At 38.9% G+C, this 25,565-nt stretch carries 21 protein-coding genes and 1 pseudogene; 12 read left to right on the plus strand and 10 right to left on the minus strand.

Features of this window, described 5'->3' with window-relative positions; translation table 11 throughout:
* A pseudogene (locus PTQ27_RS00005) lies at positions 1–1,438 on the minus strand (hypothetical protein); the annotation flags it as partial.
* 698 nt (positions 1,439–2,136) lie between these two features.
* On the minus strand, positions 2,137–3,039 hold the full coding sequence (locus tag PTQ27_RS00010) for an ESPR-type extended signal peptide-containing protein (RefSeq protein ID WP_273748652.1): 903 nt from the start codon (positions 3,037–3,039) through the stop codon (positions 2,137–2,139).
* Between the two features lie 313 nt (positions 3,040–3,352).
* Between PTQ27_RS00010 and PTQ27_RS00015 the strand changes: the two genes are divergently transcribed.
* The 5 genes from PTQ27_RS00015 to priC all read left to right on the plus strand — a co-directional run bounded on the left by PTQ27_RS00015 (position 3,353) and on the right by priC (position 6,793).
* Entirely contained in the window at positions 3,353–4,072 is a 720-nt protein-coding gene (locus tag PTQ27_RS00015) for a phosphatase PAP2 family protein (RefSeq protein ID WP_273748651.1), read from the plus strand.
* A 114-nt stretch (positions 4,073–4,186) separates the two neighbouring features.
* Positions 4,187–4,771, plus strand: a complete 585-nt coding sequence (locus PTQ27_RS00020) for a LemA family protein (RefSeq protein WP_273748650.1) — start codon at positions 4,187–4,189, stop codon at positions 4,769–4,771.
* Between the two features lie 82 nt (positions 4,772–4,853).
* Positions 4,854–5,309 (plus strand): TPM domain-containing protein, encoded by a 456-nt coding sequence (locus tag PTQ27_RS00025; RefSeq protein WP_273748649.1) that lies wholly within the window; start codon positions 4,854–4,856, stop codon positions 5,307–5,309.
* Positions 5,306–6,151 carry a TPM domain-containing protein gene (locus PTQ27_RS00030; RefSeq protein ID WP_273748648.1) on the plus strand — a complete coding sequence of 282 codons (846 nt, stop codon included), beginning with the start codon at positions 5,306–5,308 and terminating at the stop codon, positions 6,149–6,151. The genes PTQ27_RS00025 and PTQ27_RS00030 overlap by 4 nt, the downstream gene beginning before the upstream one ends.
* Before the next feature lie 120 nt (positions 6,152–6,271).
* Positions 6,272–6,793 (plus strand): primosomal replication protein PriC, encoded by a 522-nt coding sequence (gene priC, locus PTQ27_RS00035; RefSeq protein ID WP_273748647.1) that lies wholly within the window; start codon positions 6,272–6,274, stop codon positions 6,791–6,793.
* 87 nt (positions 6,794–6,880) lie between these two features.
* Here the strand turns inward: priC and dsbC are convergent, their stop codons facing one another.
* Together dsbC and mepM are read right to left on the minus strand one after the other, a co-directional pair.
* The gene (gene dsbC / locus PTQ27_RS00040; RefSeq protein ID WP_273748646.1) at positions 6,881–7,564 is read right to left on the minus strand and encodes a bifunctional protein-disulfide isomerase/oxidoreductase DsbC; all 684 of its coding nucleotides are present in this window, start codon (positions 7,562–7,564) and stop codon (positions 6,881–6,883) included.
* 9 nt (positions 7,565–7,573) lie between these two features.
* Positions 7,574–9,100 carry a murein DD-endopeptidase MepM gene (gene mepM, locus PTQ27_RS00045; RefSeq protein ID WP_434802809.1) on the minus strand — a complete coding sequence of 509 codons (1,527 nt, stop codon included), beginning with the start codon at positions 9,098–9,100 and terminating at the stop codon, positions 7,574–7,576.
* Positions 9,101–9,252: 152 nt separating this feature from the next.
* On the opposite strand from mepM, the gene znuC reads away from it, so the two are divergent.
* The 5 genes from znuC to sucD all read left to right on the plus strand — a co-directional run bounded on the left by znuC (position 9,253) and on the right by sucD (position 16,486).
* Positions 9,253–10,068 (plus strand): zinc ABC transporter ATP-binding protein ZnuC, encoded by an 816-nt coding sequence (znuC, locus tag PTQ27_RS00050; RefSeq protein WP_273748645.1) that lies wholly within the window; start codon positions 9,253–9,255, stop codon positions 10,066–10,068.
* Positions 10,069–10,227: 159 nt separating this feature from the next.
* Entirely contained in the window at positions 10,228–13,041 is a 2,814-nt protein-coding gene (sucA, locus tag PTQ27_RS00055; RefSeq protein ID WP_273748644.1) for a 2-oxoglutarate dehydrogenase E1 component, read from the plus strand.
* 55 nt (positions 13,042–13,096) lie between these two features.
* Positions 13,097–14,326: a 2-oxoglutarate dehydrogenase complex dihydrolipoyllysine-residue succinyltransferase gene (odhB, locus tag PTQ27_RS00060; RefSeq protein WP_273748643.1), complete on the plus strand. Its 1,230-nt coding sequence runs from the start codon at positions 13,097–13,099 to the stop codon at positions 14,324–14,326.
* 121 nt (positions 14,327–14,447) lie between these two features.
* Complete coding sequence (sucC, locus tag PTQ27_RS00065) at positions 14,448–15,617, plus strand: ADP-forming succinate--CoA ligase subunit beta (protein ID WP_273748642.1); 1,170 nt, start codon at positions 14,448–14,450, stop codon at positions 15,615–15,617.
* Positions 15,617–16,486, plus strand: a complete 870-nt coding sequence (gene sucD, locus PTQ27_RS00070; RefSeq protein WP_273748641.1) for a succinate--CoA ligase subunit alpha — start codon at positions 15,617–15,619, stop codon at positions 16,484–16,486. Before sucC ends, sucD begins: the two co-directional genes overlap by 1 nt.
* Positions 16,487–16,547: 61 nt before the next feature.
* Here the strand turns inward: sucD and recO are convergent, their stop codons facing one another.
* From recO to PTQ27_RS00100, 6 genes are all read right to left on the minus strand, one after another.
* The gene (recO, locus tag PTQ27_RS00075) at positions 16,548–17,270 is read right to left on the minus strand and encodes a DNA repair protein RecO (protein ID WP_273748640.1); all 723 of its coding nucleotides are present in this window, start codon (positions 17,268–17,270) and stop codon (positions 16,548–16,550) included.
* 200 nt (positions 17,271–17,470) lie between these two features.
* Positions 17,471–18,388 (minus strand): GTPase Era, encoded by a 918-nt coding sequence (gene era, locus PTQ27_RS00080; RefSeq protein WP_273748639.1) that lies wholly within the window; start codon positions 18,386–18,388, stop codon positions 17,471–17,473.
* A 49-nt stretch (positions 18,389–18,437) separates the two neighbouring features.
* On the minus strand, positions 18,438–19,112 hold the full coding sequence (gene rnc, locus PTQ27_RS00085) for a ribonuclease III (protein WP_273748638.1): 675 nt from the start codon (positions 19,110–19,112) through the stop codon (positions 18,438–18,440).
* A gap of 69 nt (positions 19,113–19,181) precedes the next feature.
* Positions 19,182–20,141, minus strand: coding sequence for a signal peptidase I (gene lepB / locus PTQ27_RS00090; protein WP_273748637.1), 960 nt, complete (start codon positions 20,139–20,141; stop codon positions 19,182–19,184).
* 88 nt (positions 20,142–20,229) lie between these two features.
* Positions 20,230–22,023 carry a translation elongation factor 4 gene (gene lepA / locus PTQ27_RS00095; protein WP_273748636.1) on the minus strand — a complete coding sequence of 598 codons (1,794 nt, stop codon included), beginning with the start codon at positions 22,021–22,023 and terminating at the stop codon, positions 20,230–20,232.
* A gap of 167 nt (positions 22,024–22,190) precedes the next feature.
* A complete protein-coding gene (locus PTQ27_RS00100; RefSeq protein WP_273748635.1) occupies positions 22,191–23,426 on the minus strand; it encodes a Zn-dependent hydrolase in 1,236 nt (411 codons plus the stop codon).
* Between the two features lie 126 nt (positions 23,427–23,552).
* On the opposite strand from PTQ27_RS00100, the gene pepE reads away from it, so the two are divergent.
* Positions 23,553–24,257 (plus strand): dipeptidase PepE, encoded by a 705-nt coding sequence (gene pepE / locus PTQ27_RS00105; RefSeq protein WP_273748634.1) that lies wholly within the window; start codon positions 23,553–23,555, stop codon positions 24,255–24,257.
* Positions 24,258–24,267: 10 nt separating this feature from the next.
* On the plus strand, positions 24,268–25,560 hold the full coding sequence (dcuC, locus tag PTQ27_RS00110; RefSeq protein ID WP_273748633.1) for a C4-dicarboxylate transporter DcuC: 1,293 nt from the start codon (positions 24,268–24,270) through the stop codon (positions 25,558–25,560).
* Positions 25,561–25,565 lie beyond the last annotated feature (5 nt).

Below are 25,565 nucleotides of genomic sequence, written 5' to 3' on the forward strand. Positions count from 1 at the left end.
CAATAGTGATTTCATTGGCAAGAGTAACCTCAAACTCTTTACCACCAGTATTGTTTGGTTCGGTCTTAGGAGTTACAACAATATTATTGTCGCCTGATACTACTGACTCTTCTTTAGCGATTTCATCTTTAATTTCCTGACTTAGGTCTATAGTATAATCTGTAATCTCTCTAGTACCGTCTTGACGAGTTTCAGTAGCTTGAGTTACAGAAATAACACTTTCATCAGCACTTTTAACATGTGCTGAAGTGTCTTTAGCCGTAACTGTATATTCAGTTCCTAGTTTTTCTCCTGTACTATTAGTAAGCTCCTTAGATTCAATTGTTACATTAGCACCTTCTTTCAGCGTTACTTTACTTACCGAAATAGCATCGTGAATATTATCTTGACCTGTATTACCAATATTAGTAAATGTAATGTTTCCATCTTGGCCTAATTTAGCATCACCGCCAAAGTTTTTTACAACTGAGTTAGCAACATTACCTAAACGATCTTGGGTAAGGTATAGCTGAGAGCCGTTAATGGCATCAGTTGAAGTTGCAGAAATCTCACCGGCTGCAACGTTTTGGATACGGCGCTCTGCACCTGCGGCACCGACTGAAACTGCACCCACAGCTCTTGCACCAGCAAAAGTACTGTAGCTGATGGTATTTACTGTAGCACTGCTTACTGAGCCAGTTGCACCGCCAGTAGTGGTAGCTCCTGCTGCTGCAGAGTTTTTCAATGCGTTAAATAGCGTACCTTTACCCTCTGCTGTAACAGAGCCTTCACCTGCAGTGATGGTGCTGTCATTGCCCAGATACACTGAGTTAGCAACGGTTTCGCCCAATGGTGTTTTACCATCTTCACCAGTATTGATACCGCTACCCAATACATAAGTATCTTTAGAAGTAATGGCATTATTGTTACCAACCACACGAGAACCGGTCGCGTCAACAGTGCCTGCTAAGCCATTAGCAAGCTGTAATTTACGATTATCATCGTAAGTTGCGGTTGCACCGATTTGGTTGTTGTTACCAAACGCGCCAGTATTGGCTGAACTTGAGCCAACAGCGTTGTCATTACCCAAAGTATAAGAGCCTGTGCCGGAAACGATAGAAGGGTCACCGATCGCACCCGCGTTTTCAGCATTTACTAGGTTGCCAGTACCGATAGCGATAGATTGTTTTGCCGTTGCTTGAGCTTCTGTGCCAATCGCAATCGCATTAACATTTTTTGCTGCTGCTTTACGGCCAATCGCAATAGATTCATTACCTGATGCCATAGCAGATGAACCAATACCAACTGCATTGCTGATTTTTTTGCCATCAAAGCCATTGCCATTGACAAAGTTACCAATCAATACATTGCGGTCATTATTGCTATTATTAGCAACTTGCGCACCAATGATAACAGAACGATCTGATGTCGCATTCGCTGCTGCTACCGGGCCTAACACAACGTTATTGTCACCAACAAAATCGTTTGCAGTTTTTGTACCTAGGATAAGGTTAGCATCACCATTTAGATTATTTGCTGACGCAGGGCCTACGATGGTATTTTGCCCATGATGAGGACCAAATTGTGCATTTCTGGCATCACCAGTGATATTTTTACCCGAGTCATTACCAATAACAATGTTCTGTTGGGTAATTAAATCGGTCTGGCTATTCTGTGCCGCATTTCGACCAATGGCAATATTACCGTAATTAACATTACCCTTACCTGCTTCCTGACCAATTAGTACGCTTGGATAACGATCACTATCTTTTACTTCTGATTGCTTAGCTTGCTGTGCTTCAGTAAGTGCGCCGGCTCGGTAACCAATGGCAACCGAGTGATCTTTTTTAGATCTTTGGCCTGCTTCAGTACCAATATTAACATTATGAATATTCCACTGGTCATTTACATATTTGCCAGCATTTTCACCGATAGAGATGTTACGACCACCGATGGCCTCAGCACCATCACCGATAGCGATATTGTTTTGTTTACCAACGAAAGTGCGATATAGGTTTTCTTGTGCTGGATTTCGTCGGAAACCTTTTGCAGAAATCTTATCAAAATAAGCCTGTAAGTCTTCCTTAGAAGTAAATCTACGATTAGTTTCTGGGTTGATGATTGTTGCCCAATTACCTGTAATATCTGCTGCACCTGCTACAGACTTTCTACCAACCGCAATAGAGCCGAAGTAACACCACGAGATAAAGTACCTACTGCAACTGCATCTTCTGCCGAAGATTGAGCTGTTGTACCGACTGCAATAGAATTTTTACCCTTAGCTTGGGTATTAGTTGTTGTGTTAAATTGCGTAGTAGGTGCTCTCTGGTTTTCATTAGTTATAGGTTGCATTTCTGCACTACCTAAAGCGATAGCCCCTACACCTGTAGCTTGAGCTGATTGACCAATAGCTGTTGAGCGATTAGCACTCGCAGAAGATGCTGTACCAATAGCCATTGCAAAATCAGCTGTTGCACCAGCTTGACGAGAAATAGCTAATGAATTAAATCCACTCGCTAACCCTGCTGTACCTACAACAACAGAACCAACACCTGAAGCTGTAGAATAATGGCCTAATGCCACAGATAGCCCACCATAAGTTGGTACAACTGCTTTTGAATAGTCACCAATCGCAATACCAGATGAAAATCCATCTCCACTAACTGCATTCGCACGGTTACCTACCGCAATACCAGATGCGATACTATCATTATAATGACCATTCTCTGTTCGATGTGTATTATTCGGTGTACCATAATCATATGGCATATGTCGCATTTCAGGATTATTCTTAGCAAAAGCACTATTAGGTTTTCCATCTTCATCCTCTCCACCTATAGCCACAGAAGCAAACACTGGCTGTGTAGAGGCTAATAAAACAGCTAAAGCTAATAAGCTTCTCTTAAAATGATTTAACCCTTTGTTACTAGTAGCAGAGGTAGAACTGATTGAACCTACGGTCGCACTACTTGATGATCTGCCATGAGATTTTGCAAGCTCGGTCACAGCAGTCCAAGTTTGAGTTGCATGGTTAAATATAACCCGATAAATTTTATTCATACGAAAAAAGTTCCTTATATTATTTATAAATCATAAAAGTCTAAACAAATCTCTCCACTTTATAGTAAAATTATTAAATAGTAAAATTATTAATATTCACTCCAGAAGAAAACTGTATAGACTTCAAGCGATTATAATTATCCCAAAGAAGATAGAAGGAAACGAACGAATTTACACAACTCCACGGAACTTTACACACAACTCCATTTTTCCTTTACATAAATTTACGTAAATTTACAAATCTTTACATAAATTCCTTTTGAAATAAGATTTTATCTATTAGAATTATGACTTTTTATTACTCAATACTATTATGGTTAAAAAATTCTCTTTTTATACTTTTATTATGCTACTCATTCCTATTACAACTTGGATGATTAGTTGGCAATGGGCATCTGACACACCATCATCTGCAATAGGTGTAGATTACTTTCTCTTTTTATTGACAGAAACTGGTTCTGTGCCTTATGCAGCAATTACCTGCGTTATTTTTTCTTTAATATTAGCAGCCGTAGTCAGAAAACATTACTCTCCAATTTTAGTTATCTTGGTGTGTGTAATTTCAATGGTTTCGACTCAAGCTGTTAAAAGTGGATTAAAGTCTTTATTTGAAGAGCCAAGGCCTTTTGTTGCGGCAATGTTTCCACAACAAACAGAGAGCTTTTATCAATTATCTCGCTCAGAGCGTTCGGCTGCGGTATTTGAAAAGATTGAAGATAAAGAGCATTTTTTAACCGCTCATCACGTAAAAGAGGTGGGGTTCTCTTTCCCTTCTGGTCATACGATTTTTGCGGTTTCTTGGTTACTGCTTTTTGCAGGATTTTGTATGAATGTGCGTACGCAAGCGGCCATTTTTTTACAAATTTTTGCAACTCTTTGGGCTGCATTAATGCTTATTAGCCGCTTACGTTTAGGAATGCACTACCCTATAGATTTATTCGTCAGCTCATTAATTGCTTGGTTTATGCATTTAGTGATCTTTTTGTGGCTTTTGCCAAAATTAGAGTGTAATACAATGTTTAAAAAGCATTAATAAAGAGGCTTTAGATTATCTATCATAAAAATGCTTCCTCATTGATTAAACAAAACACATCAGTTATTATGTGAAAACTCATCTCTTAATTTCATTTAATTTATAGGACTCAAAATGAAAAAGTTTTTTTGGATTTTAGTTATTGCCGTTGTTGCTCTTGGTGGCTATTCATTAACTAAATATAATGATTTAATGCGTGCAGAAGAAGATATTAACTCAGTATGGGGGAATGTTGAATCAGCATACCAACGCCGTGCAGACTTAATTCCAAACTTAGTTAATACAGTAAAAGGTCAGGCCAACTTTGAGCAAGAAACTTTAACGTCTGTTATTGAAGCTCGTGCAAAAGCAACCGCAGTAACGATTGACCCAAGCAACGCAACCGAAGAGCAAATGGCACAATTCCAAGACGCTCAGAAAGGTGTAAACTCTGCTCTTTCTCGTTTATTAGTTTCAGTTGAAAGATACCCGGAATTAAAAGCTCACGAAGCATTCTTAAACCTTCAAGCACAATTAGAAGGAACAGAAAACCGCATCAACGTTGAGCGTAATAACTTTAATGAAAAAGTGAAAGAATACAACAAACTCGTGCGTGAATTCCCAACCAAACTCGCCGCAATGATTATGGGTTTTAAAGCAAAACCACAATTTAAAGCTGATGCGGGTTCAGATAAAGCACCAGTTGTAAACTTTAATTAATTTTTACTGATTAATTTATCTATATTTAAAGCAATAAGCCTTTTCTATTCGGTGCTTATTGCTTTATTTTTAAGAGGGTCAAATGGGATTATTTTCTTTTCTTTCTAATACATTACCTGTTGATACTGATATTATCGAACAAGCTATTGCACATTTAGAAACACAAACCTCAGCGGAATTGCGTGTTGTTGTTGAGCGTAAAGCTAAAATAGAAAATGTTGAAGATGCTGCTGTTTTGCGTGCTACTCAACTTTTTGATGAATTAAAAATGTATGAAACTGCTGAGCGTAATGGTGTGTTGATTTATCTTTCATTTAAACCGCATTATGTTGCGGTTATTGGTGACGAAGGGATTCATCAAAAAGTTGGCGATGATTTTTGGCAAAAAATTTATGCAGCAATGTGCATAGCGTGCCAAAATGGCGATTACACCAAAGCAATTTGTGATGCCATTAAAACAGTTGAAACTCCATTAGCTCTGCATTTTCCTTATTTTGATGATAAAAATGAGCTTTCAAACGAGGTAGTGGTGAAATGATAAAACCAATTTGCAAAATTTCTCGCTTTTTTGACCGCTTGTTATTAGTAATATTAGCACTGTTTAGCTTAAATGTAGCTGCGGTTACTTACCCTGAAGCGCCAAATCCGTTTTATTACATAACTGATTACACTAAAAACACCCTAACTCAGCAAGAATGGCGAACATTGGAAGATGCATTAATTGCAAATCGTACAAAAACCAGTTCACAAATTATTGTGGTTATCGTGCCAAGCACAGAGAGTGAAGCCGTTTCAACTTACGCTCATACCCTCTTTAATAAATGGGGAATCGGCAGAACTAAAAACAACGAAAACAATGGTGTTTTACTCTTAATTGCAAAAAATGATCGCAAACTCTTTATTGCAACTGGGCGAGGGCTAGAAGGTGTGTTACCTGATGCCATTGCCGCAACTATTATTCGAAATGAGATTACGCCATACTTTAAACAAGAACAATATGCTGCAGGTATTGCCCGAGGCTTATCAGCTATTATGGCTGCAATTAATGGGGAATATGCTCCTTATGCAAGCTACGGCGAACAGCAAGAAGAATTTGATGATATTGATGGACTGCTCTTCTTTCTTTTTGCGGGTGTTGTGATTTTCCTTATTTTCCGCCCACGTGGAAACAGTACTTATATTAGCCCAGAATCAATGGATCAATTAGGTAGAGTGCTTAGAGAAAGCCAACGTCGAAACGGCGGTTTTAATGGTGGCTTTGGCGGCGGTTTTGGTCGGAACTCTGGTGGCTTTGGTGGCGGATTTGGCGGAAGCCGAGGTAGCGGAGACAGTTTTGGCGGTGGTTCATCAGGTGGCGGTGGTGCGGGCGGAAGCTGGTAATCTAGCTCCTAAACGCACTTCCATCCCCCTTATATTGCTATGATGCAAGCGTGGATACTTGCATCATCAGAGTATTAATAAATAAAATAGCCTCATTTTATTCATATTGCTTTCTTACTTATGCAAAAACAGCTATTTATCTCACAAATAAAGCAAAACCTAGCAAAATTGCAACCATTTTCAACACAGGTAGTCACGATTGACAACCCTTATTTTTCGCATAAAAGTGGGTTGGTACGCTTTTTCATAGCAGAAATAGAACAAACACTTAACGCACTGGTGCATCAAGAGGAGGTGTTATACACTGAATTTTATGCAGAAAAGCTGGTAAAACAGTTCGATGCTTTAAATAAAGCGGTGGAAAAACAGCAAAAAAATACAAAGAAAACTGTGCAATTTCATTCTTCATTTCAATTTCCAGCCAATATTCATCGTTTATCGCCTGCTAAACGTTTAGAAGAATATCGCAAAGCTTTACGTGCATTAAATGAAAAAATCAGTTGGCTTATAGAACAGCTTTATAATGCCGAGCAAGAGGGCTTAAAACAAGTACTACAAAACAGTATTACCGAAACAGAATATCGGAAAACTAAATGTTTAAAAGCGATTGAAAATTTAGAACAACAGTTGCAGTTTAAATAGTAGAAGATAAGATTTTGAACATAATGCAAGCGGTGTAAATTTGTAAAATTTTTGTAAAATTACACCGCTTGTGCTTAAGTAAATGAATTACTCATTTAACATTTTAGCTAGCTCTTTGGGTTCTACGTAGCCTGCAATGAGTTCGCCTTCTGAGGTTACTATATTTGGTGTGCCTGTTACACCAAATTTAATACCAAGTTGGTAATGTTTTTTTACGATATTTGGTGTTTTTAATTGGGTTGGTAAATTCCCTTTTTCCGCTTCATTTAGTGCATTTACTTTATCTGTTGATGTCCAAATTGCTTCCATCTGTTTTGCAGTTTGAGTATTCATTCCACCACGAGGGAAGGCTAGATAGCGAACAGTAATACCTAAATCGTTATACTCTTTAATTTGTTTATGCAATAAATGGCAATAATGGCAGGTTATATCCATAAACACTGTTACTACGTGTTTTTCATTTTTTGCAGGATACACAATCATTTCATTACGATAAGAATTTAGCTCTGCTAACAATCCTTGATTGGTAATATCAATAACCTTATCGCCTTTTAATTCAAAAACTTTACCTTGAATAACATAGCGGCCATCTTGGCTAATATATACAACGCCCTCATTTGACGTTGCCATTTTAAAGCCAGATAAAGGCGATTCTGAAATTTGAACCTCTGTTGCCCCTATTTTCTCTAGCTTATTTTTTAGTGCTGCATCTGATGCAAATGCAACACTCGATAAAGCCATAATACCTAAACTAATTAGATTTTTTCTCATTGAATATCCTTACATTTTTAATCTTGCTTCAACACTCTTTGCTTTTTTCAAGAATGCTTGGCGTTCTTTATTGCTCATACCTGAATTTGAACCAGGTAATTTCACCGTAATTGGGTTTACAGGCCGCCCATTAATATGGAATTCATAATGCAAATGTGGGCCTGTTGATCCACCAGTATTGCCAGATAAGGCTATACGCTCCCCTTTTTTAACTCGCTGCCCTGGCTTAACTAAAGATTTACTTAAATGCATATATACCGTAGTAATATGCCCGTGTTTTAAGCGAATATAACGTCCTGCACCTCTTGCTTGGTAGGCTACGTGTTCAACAACCCCATCACTTGGTGCAATAATTGGCGTACCAATAGGAACACCATAATCTACCCCTTTATGCGGGCTAATTCGCCCTGTAATAGGGTGTCTTCGTTGAGGGTTAAAGGAAGATGTTATTCTTGCTGCATATAGTAGTGGATGTCGAGCAAAACCACCGCTTAAGGTTTCCCCGTGGCGACTATAATAGCGTCCGTTATCCGCTTGAATAGCATAATAGCTTTTTTTATTGCTAATAACGTGAATACCTTCTACGTTCCCCAGTTCTGTTACTTTTCCATCAACATATTCACGCTTAACTAAAATTGCAAATTTATCGCCTCTTTTTAGTTTATTTGTTGCAATTTGTGACTGTAATCCTACCGCTAGCTGGTTAATTTGTCGGTCAGATAAATTTACTGCTTTTAAGCTTGCCGCAAAACTACCTTTAATTGTGCCTCTGACAACGTCAAGTTTCCATACACCTTTCTTCTCAAATTTTTGGAAAGCAAAAGTACCGTTTTCTCTTCGTTCATAAACTCGCTCTTCTTTTTCTGATACAAGCCAGTTCATATATTCCAATTCACCGTCATTATCTAGCACCCAGTAAAACTGTTGCCCTGATTTAAGTTGTGCTAATGCCGGATATTGCTTTATTAATCGTTGAGCAACAGCAGCACTTAACCCTGATTGGTCTAGTACATCTTTTAGTTTATCGCCTCTGGCAACGGTGTAACTGAATTGATGCTGAATTCGTAATGCTTGATCGGCAACATCAAGTATATCTTGAAGTAACTTTTCTGCATCTTCTGGTAGCTGATCTTCGGCTAAGGTAGCTTCTGCCGTATCAATCGGTTCTTCCACTTCATCATCTTGGTCTCGCAGTTCATCGGTATAAGATGTTGCCGTTTGGTCTTCAAGAATATTTTTATTATCCACTGACAATGAAGATACAGTAACTAGATCAGTAATATAGCCAATAAATCCTGAAGGATGTCCTGATTTATTTGCCGATGTACCCGCTAGTTCAATTTCATCTTCGTATGTGCCTAGTTGCTCATCTAAAATTAAGGTATTTTCTCGTGATAAGGATTTATTAACTGAAGGTTGTTCCTTTAATGCCAGAACAATTCCAACCAGTAAACTAGCTACTGCCAATAAAAATACCGCTATTTTGAGATGTTTTTTATGCCTTTTACGATCTCTTGCTAAAATAACGTGTTGCAAAATATATCTCGCCTATTTTTCATTCAATAATTTACTTAAATTTACATAACCTAACGATAGACTATTTTATCAAGAAAAAATTCATTTAATCTATTGTCATAATAGGAAAAATCAGCTAATTTTAAATTAATATCCATAAAATTTTTATAGTAATGAAAATAAATCAACTTACATTCAGTCAAAAAGCAACTCAATTTACACTTATTCAACAAAATATACCTTTAATTTCTCTCGAAAATATCGATGTTTCATTTAACGGGCAAAAAGCCTTACAAAATATTAATCTATCTATTTATCCTAATTCCATTACTACTATTGTTGGGCCTAATGGCGGCGGTAAATCCACTTTGCTAAAAGTATTGTTGAAGTTGCTTACCCCAAATAGTGGAACGGTTACCCATCAAAAAGGGTTGAAAATTGGTTATGTTCCACAAAAATTGCATTTAGACCCATCAATGCCAATCACTGTGACCCATTTTTTAGCGTTGAAGCCAAATACAGATCAAAAGATGATTGATGAGGCCTTGTCTCTTTTTTCAATTACGCACTTAGCTAAAAATAGTATGCAAAAACTGTCTGGAGGGGAACTACAACGTGTTTTGCTCGCTCGAGCTATTTTGAATCGTCCTCAGCTATTAGTGCTAGATGAGCCGATGCAAGGGGTAGATATTACAGGGCAAACTGAACTCTATCAACTACTAAATGAAACTCGTTCGTGGTTAAAATGTGCTATTTTGATGGTTTCACATGACTTAAATATAGTGATGGCAAATACAGATGAAGTGCTTTGCGTGAATAAGCATATTTGTTGTGCTGGTACACCTGAAGTGATTGCTAACGATCCTCATTTTATTCATTTTTTTGGCGATCAATTTGCTCGAAATGTTGCATTTTATTCACATAAACATAACCATCATCACAATTTACACGGCGATGTTTGCCCAGGTGAATGCAAGTGCAGTTATTAAGATAAATCTCATTTGTTTAAAAATTGTAATTTTTTTGCTAAAAATGATCGCTTGTTTTACCAAAATTTATGTAAAAATCTGACCTAGCTCACAGTTTCTTGGCTTAATATGGAGTATAATTACCTCCGAATTCAAAACCAGTAAATAGGTCAGGTCTTTATGCAATATAACAATTTTGACGATTGGCTTGCGTCATCACCATTTGGTGGCTCAAACCAGTCTTACGTTGAAGAAATTTATGAGCAATATTTAGCAGACCCAGCAAGTGTTGATGAAAGCTGGAAAGCTATTTTTGATTCATTTCCAAAACCAACAACTCCTCAGGTTGAACAACCTCATTCCCAAGTTCGTGACTACTTTAGAAAGCTTGCTCGTGAACAACAACCTCAATCTATTACCGTTATCGATCCTGAAGCCAGTGCAAAGCAAGTGCGTTTACTACAATGGATTAACGCACACCGTTTTCGTGGCTACTTGGAAGCAAAACTTGATCCTATTAATTATTATCGTTGGAAAACCTCTAACGTACCTGAATTAGATTATAAATATCACGGTTTTACCGATGCCGATCTTAACGAAACTTTTACCGTAGGCCGCTATGTTTATGGTAAAGAAACGATGAAACTTGGCGAGCTAAATGAGGCTTTGAAAGAGACTTATTTAGGTTCAATCGGTTTAGAGTTTATGCACGTTCAAGATATTGAGCAACGCAACTGGCTACAAGAAAAAATTGAAAGTGTGATAAATAAACCTCTCTTTAGCAAAGCAGAAAAATTAAATTTATTAAAAGAATTAACGGCTGCAGATGGTTTAGAGCGTTATTTAGGTGCTAAATTCCCAGGTGCGAAACGTTTCTCACTTGAAGGAAGCGATGCCTTTATTCCAATGATGAAAGAAATTATTCGCCACGCAGCTCGTCAAGATATGTCTGATGTGGTATTAGGTATGGCTCACCGTGGTCGTTTAAATATGTTAGTGAACGTATTTGGTAAACGGCCTGCTGAACTCTTTGATGAATTTGCTGGTAAGCACGCAGATGAAAACCGTACGGGTGATGTGAAATATCACCAAGGCTTCTCATCTGATTTTGCCGTTGATGATAAACGTGTTCACTTAACCCTTGCATTTAACCCATCGCATTTAGAAATTGTAAGCCCTGTTGTAATCGGTTCTGTACGAGCAAAACAAGAGCGTATGCGTGATACTGAACGTAAAAAAGTGTTAGCGGTAACTGTACACGGCGACTCCGCAGTAGCTGGGCAAGGTGTGGTACAAGAAACGTTAAATATGGCAAATGCCCGAGGCTATAAAGTCGGCGGTACAATCCGTATCGTTATCAACAACCAGATTGGTTTTACGACCTCTAACCCTAATGATACTCGTTCAACTGAATTCTGTACCGATATTGCGAAGATGATCCAAGCACCTATTATTCACGTAAATGGCGACGATCCTGAAGCCGTTGCCTTTGCCGCTCGTATGGCAGTGGAATATCGTACTAAATTCAAACGTGATATTTTTATTGATCTGATTTCTTATCGTCGCCACGGTCATAATGAGGCTGACGAGCCGTTAGCAACACAGCCGATGATGTATAGCATCATCAAAAAACACCCGACTCCTCGTAAAGTTTATGCCGATCGCTTAATTGCTGAAGGTGTATTAACAAATGAGGACGAAATTGAAATGCTCAACCTTTATCGTGATGCTTTAGATAATGGCGAACGAGTGGTTGAAGAGTGGCGTGAAATGAATATGGCTGCAGTCGATTGGTTACAATATCTTAACTATGATTGGACTGAGCCTTATGAAAGCAAATTCCCAGCTGATCGTTTTGCTACCCTTGCAAAACGTGTTTGCGAATACCCTGATACATTAAAAGCACATTCTCGTGTTGAAAAAATTTATGCCGACCGTAGAGAAATGTATGAAGGTAAAAAATTATTAGACTGGGGAATGGCGGAAACAATGGCTTATGCCACCTTGCTTGATGAAGGCACTCACGTGCGTTTATCTGGTGAAGATGCCGGACGTGGTACTTTTTTCCACCGTCACGCAGTTATTCATAACCAAAATGACGGTACGGGGTACGTGCCATTAACTAATCTGCACGCAAATCAAGGTCGCTTCCAAGTTTGGGATTCCGTACTTTCTGAAGAAGCAGTTCTTGCCTTTGAATATGGCTTTGCAACCACAGATCCAAAAACACTCACTATTTGGGAAGCCCAATTTGGTGATTTTGCCAACGGTGCTCAAATTGTTATCGACCAATTTATTAGTTCTGGCGAACAAAAATGGGGCAGAATGTGTGGCTTAGTAATGCTATTACCTCACGGCTATGAAGGACAAGGTCCTGAACATTCTTCCGCCCGTGTTGAACGCTATTTACAGCTTTGTGCTCAACAAAATATTCAAGTCTGTGTGCCTTCAACCCCAGCTCAGGTTTACCATATGCTACGTCGCCAAGCGATTCGCAAAATGCGTCGTCCGTTGGTTGCTATTACACCAAAATCACTATTACGTCACCCTCTTGCAGTTTCTTCTTTAGATGAATTGCTAAACGGAACTTTCCAAAATGCGATTGGTGAAATTGATGAGATTAACCCAAAACAAGTTAAACGAGTGGTAATGTGTTCAGGCAAAGTGTATTACGATTTATTAGAGCAACGTCGTAAAAACAACCAAACAGATGTGGCAATTATTCGTATTGAACAACTCTACCCGTTCCCGATTGAGGAAGTAAAACAAATTCTTGAACCTTATGCTCACGTGCAAGATTTTGTATGGTGCCAAGAAGAGCCACTTAACCAAGGTGCGTGGTATTGTAGCAAGCATAATTTTGAAGCTTCGATTCCTGAAGGGGCGAAATTAACTTATGCAGGCAGACCGGCTTCTGCGTCTCCTGCTGTAGGTTATCCATCGCTACACTTAAAACAACAAAAACAACTTGTTGAAGATGCATTAACATTATAATAAAAACCGCTTATTACCTAAAAGTAAGCTAATAATTCATAAAAGGAAAAAAACAATGACTATCGAAATTTTAACACCAGATTTACCTGAATCTGTTGCTGACGCAACCGTTGCCACTTGGCATAAAAAAGTAGGCGAAAGTGTCAAACGTGATGAGATCTTAGTTGAGATTGAAACCGATAAAGTTGTATTAGAAGTACCTGCCTCAAGCGACGGTATTTTAGCAGAGATTACTCAAGAGCAAGGGGCTACGGTAGTCTCTAAGCAATCACTTGGTAAATTAGTAACAGCCAAAGCTGGTGATGTTACGCAAGAAAAACTAGAGCAACAAACAGAAGCGACACCGGCTGATCGTAAATATGCTGCGATTGAAAACAGCCATACAAATGCCGATGATCAAGGCCCAGCTATCCGCCGTTTATTAGCTGAGCACGATTTATCTGCAAATGATATTCAAGGCAGCGGTGTAGGTGGACGTATTACCCGTGAAGATATTGAAAAAGAGATTGCAAAACGTGTTCAACTTGCTCAAGCAAAAGATGCAGCAACCAATCAAAATACAGTAAGTACTGTTGCATTCAATAGCCGTAGCGAAAAACGTGTGCCGATGACTCGTTTACGCAAACGCATTGCAGAACGCTTATTAGAAGCGAAAAATACCACTGCAATGCTGACCACCTTCAACGAGTTAGATATGCAGCCGATTATGAACCTGCGTAAAACTTATGGCGAAAAATTCGAAAAACAACACGGTGTGCGTTTAGGCTTTATGTCGTTCTATATTAAAGCGGTGGTTGAAGCCCTTAAACGTTACCCTGAAATCAATGCCTCTATTGACGGTGATGATGTGGTTTATCACAACTACTTTGATGTGAGCATTGCCGTTTCAACCCCTCGTGGCTTAGTTACGCCAGTATTGCGTGATTGCGATAAAATGAGTATGGCTGAGATTGAGAAAAAAATTAAAGAGCTTGCCGAAAAAGGACGTGACGGTAAATTAACCGCTGAAGATTTAACTGGCGGTAACTTTACCATTACTAACGGTGGAGTATTCGGCTCACTGATGTCCACACCAATCATTAACCCGCCACAAAGTGCGATTTTAGGTATGCACGCTATTAAAGATCGCCCTGTGGCAGTTGATGGGCAAGTGGTTATTCGCCCGATGATGTATTTAGCATTAAGTTACGATCACCGCTTAATTGATGGTAAAGAATCTGTTGGTTTCTTAGTTACAATTAAAGAGTTACTAGAAGACCCAACTCGCTTAATTCTTGAAATTTAGTCGCAAATTTAGACCGCTTGTAAGGCTTGCTTGCAAGCGGTTGTTTTTTATGGAATATTTGCAATTTTTCATTAGATGAATTACATTCCTACTCAATCATAATTAATACTCAAGGACTAATATGAATCTACACGAATATCAAGCAAAACAAATATTTAGACAGTACGGATTGCCCGTAAGTGAAGGCATTCCGTGTTTCTCAGCAGATGAAACCGTTGCAGCCATTCAACAATTAGAAGGCGAGCAATGGGCTGTAAAATGTCAAGTTCACGCAGGTGGGCGAGGCAAAGCCGGTGGTGTAAAATTGGTGCGTAGTACAGATGAAGCAAAAGCATTTGCACAACAATGGCTTGGTAATCGCTTAGTAACGTTTCAAACCGATAGTTTAGGGCAACCTGTTAATGCTATCTATGTGGAAGAAACCTGCAATATATCTCGTGAGCTTTATTTAGGGGCGGTTGTGGATCGTTCTGCCCAAAAAGTTATTTTTATGGCATCAAGTGCTGGCGGAATGAATATTGAAGAAGTTGCAGAAAAAACACCTGAGCTTATTCATAAAGCAACCATTGCCCCACTTACAGGCGGACAAGCTTATCAAGGCCGTGAGCTTGCTTTCAAACTCGGTCTAAAAGGTGATGAAGTTAAACAATTTGCTGATATCTTCGTTAAACTTGCTACGTTATTTGTAGAAAAAGATTTAGCCTTATTAGAAGTGAATCCGCTTGTCGTTACAAAAGAAGGCTTACTGCTCTGCTTAGATGCCAAAATGTCGATTGACAGCAACGCACTCTACCGCCACCCAGAATTAAAAGCGTTACAAGATTTAAGCCAAGATGATGAGCGTGAAGCGATTGCTGAAAAATGGAACCTAAACTATGTGGCATTAGATGGCAACATCGGCTGTATGGTAAATGGTGCTGGCTTAGCAATGGGAACAATGGATATTGTCAAGCTCTACGGCGGCAAACCTGCTAACTTCTTAGATGTCGGAGGCGGAGCTACCAAAGAACGAGTGGCAGAGGCTTTTAAATTGATTTTATCTGATACCAATGTAAAAGCGGTTTTAGTGAATATTTTTGGCGGTATTGTTCGTTGTGATCTAATTGCCAATGGTGTGATTGATGCCGTGAATGAAGTCGGTGTAACTGTGCCGGTTATCGTACGCTTAGAAGGTACTAACGCAGAACAAGGACGTGAAATTTTAGCGAACAGTGATTTGAGCATTTTAGCAGCGACATCACTTAAACAAGCGGCTGAATTAGCTGTAAAATCTGCAAATGAGGGGGAATAATGTCTATTTTAATTAACAAAGATACAAAAGTCATTTGCCAAGGTTTTACCGGTGGGCAAGGCACATTCCACAGTGAACAAGCTCTTGCTTATGGCACCCAATTAGTCGGCGGTGTTTCCCCAAATAAAGGTGGCACAACCCATTTAGGCTTGCCTGTTTTTAATACTGTGCGTGAAGCAGTTGAAAACACTGGGGCAACAGCAACCGTTATTTATGTGCCGGCACCAGGTTGTAAAGATGCGATTTTAGAAGCTATTGATGCAGGTATTGAGCTTATTGTCTGCATAACTGAAGGCATTCCAACCTTAGATATGCTACAAGTAAAACAACGCTTAAATGAAACCGGTGTGAGAATGATTGGGCCGAACTGCCCGGGAGTGATCACACCTGATGAATGCAAAATTGGTATTATGCCAGGTAATATCCATAAAAAAGGCAATATCGGTATTGTTTCTCGTTCTGGTACGCTTACCTACGAGGCAGTTAAGCAAACCACTGATGAAGGCTTTGGGCAATCTACCTGCGTAGGTATTGGTGGCGATCCGATTCCTGGCTCAAACTTTATTGATATTTTAACCCTATTCCAAAATGACCCTGAAACCGATGCCATCGTAATGATTGGGGAAATTGGTGGTACTGCAGAAGAAGAAGCGGCAGCTTTCATTAAAGCAAATGTAACCAAACCTGTTGTCAGTTATATTGCAGGTGTTACCGCTCCTAAAGGCAAACGAATGGGACACGCTGGGGCAATTATCAGCGGCGGTAAAGGCACAGCTGATGAAAAATTCAAAGCCTTGGAAGATGCCGGTGTAACCACCGTCAGAAGCCTCGCTGAAATTGGCTCTGCCCTACGAAAAGTTTTAGGGTAGTCGCTCATAAAAAAGCATAAAAATAAAGTGGTTAGGTTTTAAAATGTACCTTACATTTAACTTAACCACTTTTTATTTTATTTGGCAAAATCGATTGGAAAAGCTCTCGGCTTTTTAAAGGTTGCGATCCTAAATAAGGTTTTAATGCGATGCGAGTAAAACGCTTTGCTGCCTGTTGGGTCGATTTTTCAGAAAAATTCAGCTCGGCAAAAGCTAATAAATCCTCGCCTAAAAAACTGTTATTATTTTGCAGTAGTGAAGCGATAAAGCCTTTATTTTCACTAAATTGATAACTCATTTTCGGGTCTATTTCCAACCCTGTTGCAGCACAATGGGTAAAATCAACTCCGTAGCCTAATGCTTTTAATGTATGAAATTCAAAGGTACGTAAAATTGGCTCTACTTGTTCCGTTGCTGCTAGTTGCGTCATACAGTGCAAATAGTGATGAAAAAGCGTTGGGTAAGCGGTCTGATTTTCTAACACTCTTGCAAGTACTTCGTTGATATAAAAACCGCTATAAAGTGAGACGGTATTCATCGGCAACGTGAGTGCTGCAGGTTCTGCTTTAGTTAGGGTTTTTAAATCGCCCTTACCAGACCAGCGTAACAATAGCGGCGTAAAAGGTTGAAGTACCGCTTTTAATGGCGAACGAGCACGTCTTGCCCCTTTTGCTAAAAGCGTGATCCGCCCGTGGTTTTCTGTAAAGAAATCAACAAGCAAACTGCTTTCGCTATATTCTCGGCGGTGTAAAACAAACGCCCGTTGCCATTGGTCTGTGGTCATTTTTATTTAGTTATAAGGTTAGAATGGTTTTTTAAATCTCCCCCTTCCCCTCTTTACGAAAGAGGGGGGAATCGTTCAGCGAGCAATCTTCATTCATCTATTTATAATTTTGATGAATGAAAATTTACGATATTCTAGTTCCCCTCTTTAGAAAAGAGGGGTTAGGGGAGATTTGATCTAATTAAACATTCAAAACAGGACTATTCGTCCATATACCCTAAACTGCGTAACGCTCTCTCATCATCTGCCCAGCCGGCTTTCACTTTGACCCAAAGCTCAAGATGTACTTGGTTGTCGAATAAGCGTTCCATATCTTTACGGGCTTCAATACCGATTGTTTTGATTTTTTGACCGCCGGCTCCGATCACCATTTTTTTCTGTCCGTCTCGTTCAACTAAGATCAAACCGTTGATTTCATAAACACCACGTTCGTTCATTTTGAACTGTTCGATTTCAACCGTGACTGAATAAGGTAACTCTTCGCCGGTAAAACGCATTAGTTTTTCACGGATAATTTCCGATGCCATAAAGCGTTGAGAACGGTCTGTTACATACTCTTCAGGGAAATGATGAACACCTTCACGCAGTGATTTACGCACAAATTTTTGTAGAAGATGGACATTTTTACCACGTTGAGCCGAAATAGGTAAGATTTCCGCAAAATCAAATTTTTGTGAAAGCTCGGTAATATGCGGTAATAGCTCTTCTTTTTCTTTGATGTTATCCACTTTGTTGATAGCTAATAGCACCGGGGCTTTGGCTGAACGGAGTTTGTTTAACACCATTTCATCATCTTCTGTCCATTTTGTGCCTTCAACCACAAAGATAATTAAATCGACATCGCCAATCGCTGAGCTTGCAGCACGGTTCATTAGGCGGTTAATCGCTCGTTTTTCTTCAATATGTAACCCCGGTGTATCCACATAAATTGCTTGGTATTGTTCTTCGGTGTGAATACCAACAATACGGTGGCGTGTAGTTTGGGCTTTACGTGAAGTAATTGAGATTTTTTGTCCTAAAATTTTGTTTAATAAGGTTGATTTCCCTACGTTTGGGCGACCAACAATAGCAACAAAACCACAATAGGTTTTTGCTTGGTTTTGAGTTTGTTCTGTCATTTTATATTCCTTTCATTCGTTCCCCCTTTACTAAAAAGAGGGTTTGTTTTTATTTCTTTGCCTTAATTACCGCTAATACTTTTTCCGCTGCATCTTGCTCTGCTTTGCGACGGCTTGTGCCAGTGCCGATAAAGGTTTCATCAATGGTAATCACTTTGCAGGTTACACGGAACGTTTGGTTATGGGCTTCGCCTTTAATATCAAGCACATCATATTCTGGCAATGGCTGTTTCTTGCCTTGTAAATATTCCTGTAGGCGTGTTTTCGGGTCTTTTTGTGAATCACCTGGACTAATTTCTTTGAGTAAATCAGCATACCAATCTACAACCTTTTCCATTGCTTTTGCCATATCGCAATCAAGGTAAATGGCAGCAATAATGGCTTCGACACAGTCGGAAAGAATAGATTCTCTGCGGTAGCCTCCGCTTTTTAGCTCGCCTGGTCCTAATTTGAGATAATCGCCTAAATCAAATTGACGAGCAATAATGGCTAACGTTTGTTCACGAACTAATGTGGCACGCATACGGCTTAACTCCCCTTCATTTGCTTTAGGGAATTTGTCGTATAATGCTTTGCCAATAGTAAAATTTAAAATCGAATCGCCTAAAAATTCTAAGCGTTCGTTATTTTTTGCTGCAGCACTGCGGTGCGTTAAGGCTTGAGTGAGGTAATCTAGGTTATTAAATTGATAACCTAATTTTTTCTGTAATCGTTCTAGTTTCATAGGGTTATTTTTTAGACTATATGTCTAATCATAATGATAAAAGTCGGGCATAAATACCCGACCTACTGTTTAATTGATTGAAGTAAACATTCTTGAGAAACGAAGCCCTGTTGGGAATTCATTTGCTTTTTTATCTAAACTTAACCAAATAAATGTTGCTTTCCCAACAATATTTTTCTCTGGTACAAATCCCCAAAAACGGCTATCTTCGCTGTTATCTCGGTTATCACCCATCATAAAATAGTGACCTTCTGGCACAATCCATTCGCCATCAGCTTGCCCTTCTTGCTTAAAGAAATAAGGTGCATAATTAAATGCCATTGGGTGATTAAGAATCTGGTGAGTTACATCACTTTTTTCTGTACGTTCAATTTGCATTTCACCGTGGTAGAAGAAGTCTGGGTTTGCTTTTCCTTCACTATATTCAAATATTTGAACTTCGCCACTTGCATTAGTAACGGTTAAACGCTGAGTTGCAAAATCGTATTTAACTTTGTCGCCCCCCACACCAATAACACGTTTAATGTAATCAATATGAGGTTGTGCGGGTGCTTTAAATACCACCACATCACCACGTTGTGGTTTGCCAGTTTCAATGATCATATTTTGAAAAATTGGATCTTTAATACCGTAATTAAATTTATTGACGACTAAAAAATCTCCCACTCGTAAAGTAGGTTCCATTGAACCACTTGGTATTTGGAAAGGCTCAAATAAAAATGAGCGTAATACCGTTACAAAGAATAAAATACCAAAAAGTGATGCAAAAAATTCGCCTACTGCAGATTTGGGCTGAATTTCTGCAATCTCTTCTTCTGTTAATTCTCTGCCTAAACGTTTTTGCTGTTGTGCAATCGCCTGTTTACGTCTTGGGTCTGCACTAAATTTATAGAATGCCCAAAAGCTTCCACAAATAACAACTAACGCAACCAAAATAATTGAAATTGTATTTGGCAGTTGCATTGAATCTAACCATTTCCAAATACCGTAAATAATGCCTAAAAATACTATCGGCATAAATTGGGCCATTGAATACTCCTTGTTAATCATACAGAATTGCAAATTTCTTGCGAAATTTGACCGCTTGCCACGCAATTAATTCTGTATGCTTTTTATATTAATCTTTCCCAACGTGTAAAATCGCTAAGAATGCTTCTTGTGGTACCTCTACATTACCGAGGGATTTCATTCGTTTTTTACCCTCTTTTTGTTTTTGTAGTAGTTTTTTCTTACGGCTGACGTCGCCACCATAACATTTCGCCAATACGTTTTTACGTAACTGTTTTACCGTTGAACGGGCAATTACGTGGTTGCCGATTGCCGCTTGAATCGCAATATCAAATTGTTGGCGAGGAATGAGCTCACGCATTTTTTCAACCAGCTCACGCCCACGATAAGGTGCGTTTGCTTTATGAACAATTAGGGCTAACGCATCGACTCGCTCGCCGTTGATCATAATATCAACACGTACCATATCTGCAGCTTGGAAGCGTTTGAAACCATAATCTAATGACGCATAACCACGAGAAGTTGATTTTAAGCGGTCAAAGAAATCTAGCACCACTTCGCCCATTGGAATTTCATAGGTAAGTGCAATTTGGTTGCCGTGATACACCATATTAGTTTGCACACCTCGTTTTTCCACACAAAGGGTAATAACGTTGCCTAAATATTCTTGTGGCACAAGCATATTACATTCTGCAATCGGCTCACGAATTTCTGTAATATTATTGATTGCAGGCAGTTTTGACGGACTATCTACATAAATGGTTTCGCCATCGGTTTGCACTACTTCATAAACTACCGTTGGTGCAGTGGTAATTAGGTCAAGATCATATTCACGTTCTAAACGTTCTTGAATGATCTCCATATGTAATAAACCTAAGAAACCACAACGGAAACCAAAGCCTAATGCACTTGAGGTTTCCGGCTCATAGAATAACGAAGCATCATTTAAGCTTAATTTGCCTAACGCATCACGGAAAGCCTCATAGTCATCTGAGCTAATTGGGAATAAACCAGCATAAACTTGTGGTTTAACTTTTTTAAAGCCAGGTAAAACTTCAGTCGCCGGATTATGGTGATGAGTTAAAGTATCCCCCACTGGAGCCCCTAAAATATCTTTAATCGCACAAACAACCCAACCTACTTCGCCTGTTTTAAGTTCTGCAGTATCAACTCGTTTTGGTGTGAATATACCAAGACGATCTACGTTATAAGATTGCCCGGTACTCATTACTTTAATTTTATCGCCTTTTTTCAACACACCATTTTTCACACGCACTAAAGAGACAACACCTAAATAGTTATCGAACCAAGAGTCGATAATCAATGCTTGCAGCGGAGCTTCAGGATCGCCTTCAGGGGCAGGAATTTTTTTAACAATATCTTCTAATACCTCTTCAATGCCCACACCTGTTTTTGCCGAACAACGCACGGCTTCCATTGCGTCAATACCGACAATATCTTCAATTTCTTCCGCAACACGTTCCGGCTCTGCCGCCGGTAAGTCGATTTTATTTAAAATCGGCACAACCTCTAAATCCATTTCGATTGCGGTGTAACAGTTTGCCAAAGTTTGGGCTTCTACACCTTGACCAGCGTCCACGACTAATAAAGCCCCTTCACAAGCGGCTAATGAGCGAGAAACTTCGTATGAGAAGTCCACGTGCCCCGGTGTGTCGATAAAGTTTAGTTGATATGTTTCGCCATCTTTCGCTTTATAGTTTAGGGTTACACTTTGAGCTTTAATTGTAATTCCACGTTCACGCTCAAGATCCATTGAATCTAATACCTGAGCTTCCATTTCACGATCTGATAAACCGCCACAAGTTTGAATTAAGCGGTCTGATAAAGTCGATTTACCGTGGTCAATATGAGCGATAATCGAAAAGTTACGAATATTTTGCATTTTCATCGGGCAGTTAATGTCCTGTTTTGTTATTTGTTTATCGAAAAATTAATCGAAGAATTGTACTTGAAATACAAGGTTTTGCAAAGTAAAACCCAAAAGAACAAGCGGTTGTTTTTTGTAATTTTTTTGCAAAAAAACAACCGCTTGTGGAAATCACTTAAAAGTTAGAGAATCTCTGCTTGTTCTAAAACAGATTGCTGAAGCACACAAATACCTGCCTCAATATCTTTCCACTCGGTAAATTCTAGCGGATTATGGCTAATTCCCTGATGCGAAGGTACAAATAACATACCTGTTGGGCAGAGTGTTGCCATATGCATTGCATCGTGCCCGGCTCCACTTGGCATAATTTCATAACTATAACCTAATGCTTGAGTAATCTTGGTTAAATGCTCAACCATTTCATTCGGCAGAACAATAGGCTCATCTTTTGAAATAAGCTGTAGCTCAATCGTTACACCTCTTTTTTGTTCGACTTCTTTAATTTTATTTTGTAGAGCAATAAATACCGATTCTCTCGCTTGAGTATGAATGCCTCGAATATCCACTAATAATTCCGCATAACCTGGCACAACATTCATTACTCCCGGTTTTGCTGTTAGGTTTCCAGCCGTTGCCACAGTAGAATGTTCAGCCTTAATAGCAGCTTGTTCTAACTCAAGGGCAAGCTCAGCTGCGGCTAATAAGGCATCGTGGCGATAGTGCATTGCCGTTGCTCCTGAGTGATCTGCTTGACCTGTAATTTTTACAATACAACGAATTGGTGCTGCAATACCCGTTACAATCCCGATTGTTTTATTTTCATTTTCTAATCTTGGGCCTTGCTCAATGTGCAATTCTAAGAAGCTTTTAAATTCTTCAGCTTTACGCTTGGAGTCATTCACTTTGTTAAAATCAAAGCCAACTTCTGCCAAAGCCTGCTCCATTCCTAAGCCTTGTTTGTCTTTTAATTTACTGAGAGTTTCTTGATTAGCAACTCCACACATTACTTTACTGCCCAAGGTCGCATAATTGAAACGGCTGGATTCTTCGCAGGTAAAAATAATCAATTCAAGTGGATAACGAGTTTGAATATTCTGCTCGCAAATTTGGAAAAGCGTTTCTAAGCCGGCAATAGTACCTAGAGTGCCATCAAATTTCCCTGCGTTTACCACCGTATCAATATGCGAACCAAAGGCAACAACTGGGAGGTTATTTTCAATGCCTTTACGACGAATAAACACATTGCCAATAGTGTCTATACGAACAGATAAATCATACTGTTTGCAAAGGTTAATCACATAATCTCTTGCTTCAATATCTTTAGCTGTAAAAGCTAAACGAGTAAGTTCATTTTCAACGGAGGTAAAACTTGCTAAATCTGAAAAAATTTGCTTTACTCTTTGCATATTAATTGACATAAATCACCTCTTTTTTTATTTAAGACTGATAGAATTATATACAATTTAAAAATATAAACATTTATTTATATCAAAAAGTCATCCATTATATAAAACATATATTGGCATATACATAAGGAGACAATTATGAAAAATATGCTATTAATGAGTGGTTCTAAATATAAAAATACGGAATACCTTATCCATTGTATTCCTTGGCTTAAAACATTTTTATCAGACTATAAAGGGAAAAAGATTGCCTTTTTACCCTATGCGGGTGTAAGACGTAGTTACGATGAATATGAACAAACAGTCCAAAATGTACTCTCCGATTTGGATATGGAGATTATTTCTGTTCATCGAGCAACAAAACATACTGATATTATTGAACAAGCAGATGTTATTGCAATAGGCGGTGGTAATACCTTTTGCTTATTAAAACAGATGTATGAAAACAATGTGTTAGAGTGCATTCGTCAAAAAGTCGAAAACGGCACACCTTATTTTGGCTGGAGTGCAGGGGCTAATGTGGCTGGCAATTCAATAATGACGACTAACGATATGCCGATTACTTATCCTCCTTCTTTTCAAGCACTTAACCTCTTTCCACACCAAATTAATCCTCATTTTATTTCTGGCAAAATGCAAGGTCATAATGGCGAAAGTCGTGAGGAACGGTTATCTGAATTTTTAATTGTAAATCCTAACTCTCTCGTGTATGCCCTACCGGAAGGTACCGCTTTACAGATTCAAGATACCCAAGCAACTGTTTTAGGAGAAACAGCTATTTTACAATTTAGCAAAGATATGCAGTTAAACACATTTGAGCCTCAATCAACGTTTACTTATTAGGGAGACAAATATGGCAACGTTTAATATTGTGATTGCAATAATTGGTATTATTGCAACCATCTATTTACTGATTAAAAAGCACGAAACCCGCACCGTCCTTATTGCTATCGGTTTAGGAATGGCATTATTAACATTACAACCTATGGCAGCCCTTGATGCTTTTGCTAAAAGTATGACCTCAAGCGGTTTAATTATGGCAATCTGTTCTAGTATGGGTTTTGCCTATGTAATGAAATATACCGAATGTGACAATCATTTGGTTCAATTATTAACAAAACCATTGAGTGGATTAAAATTCTTCTTAATTCCTGTTGCAACCATCATTACATTCTTTATTAATATTGCTATTCCTTCTGCAGCAGGTTGTGCTGCTGCAGTAGGTGCAACTTTAATTCCGGTATTGAAATCTTCAGGTGTTCGCCCCGCAACAGCTGGTGCTGCAATTCTTGCCGGGACTTTCGGTTCAATGATGAGCCCTGGTTCTTCTCACTCAGCAATGATTAGTGAAATGTCTGGCTTAACTATTACTCAGGTAAACTTATCTCACGCTCCTTATACAATGATTGCAGGTGCGATTGGTGCAGTGACCCTAACTATTATTGCATTAATTCTAAAAGATTATGGGCAAGAGCATCGGGAAGCTTATTTGAATGAAGCAACACATAATCACACAGCTGCTACTAAAACTAATATCTTATTCGCCATAGCTCCTTTAGTACCGTTAGTAATCTTAGTTATTGGGGGTACATCTCTACAGCAAATCTCTTGGTTGAATTGGACCAAAATGGGCGTACCACAAGCAATGTTAATTGGTGCAATTTATGGCTTAATTGTTACTCGCACATCACCTGCAAAAATTACCAATGAATTCTTTAATGGTATGGGCAGTGCTTATGCTAATGTGTTAGGTATTATTATTGCTGCCGGTGTATTTGTAGCAGGTTTAAAAGCAACAGGTGCTATTGATGCAGCCATTGAATTTTTAAAACATTCAAATGAATTTGTTCGTTGGGGTTCAACAATCGGTCCATTCTTAATGGGTGTTGTAACAGGTTCGGGAGATGCGGCTGCTATTGCCTTTAATACTGCGGTTACCCCTCACGCAACCGAGTTAGGCTATACCCACGTAAATCTTGGTATGGCAGCAGCGATTGCAGGTGCAATCGGACGTACTGCGTCCCCTATTGCAGGTGTTGTAATTGTCTGTGCCGGTATTGCAGGTGTAAACCCTGTTGAAATGATTAAACGAACCGCACCAGGTATGGTGTTAGCTACTCTATTCCTAGCATTATTTATGCTATAACCAAC

The sequence above is a fragment of the Mannheimia cairinae genome, assembly GCF_028649535.1.
Lineage (GTDB): Bacteria > Pseudomonadota > Gammaproteobacteria > Enterobacterales > Pasteurellaceae > Mannheimia > Mannheimia cairinae.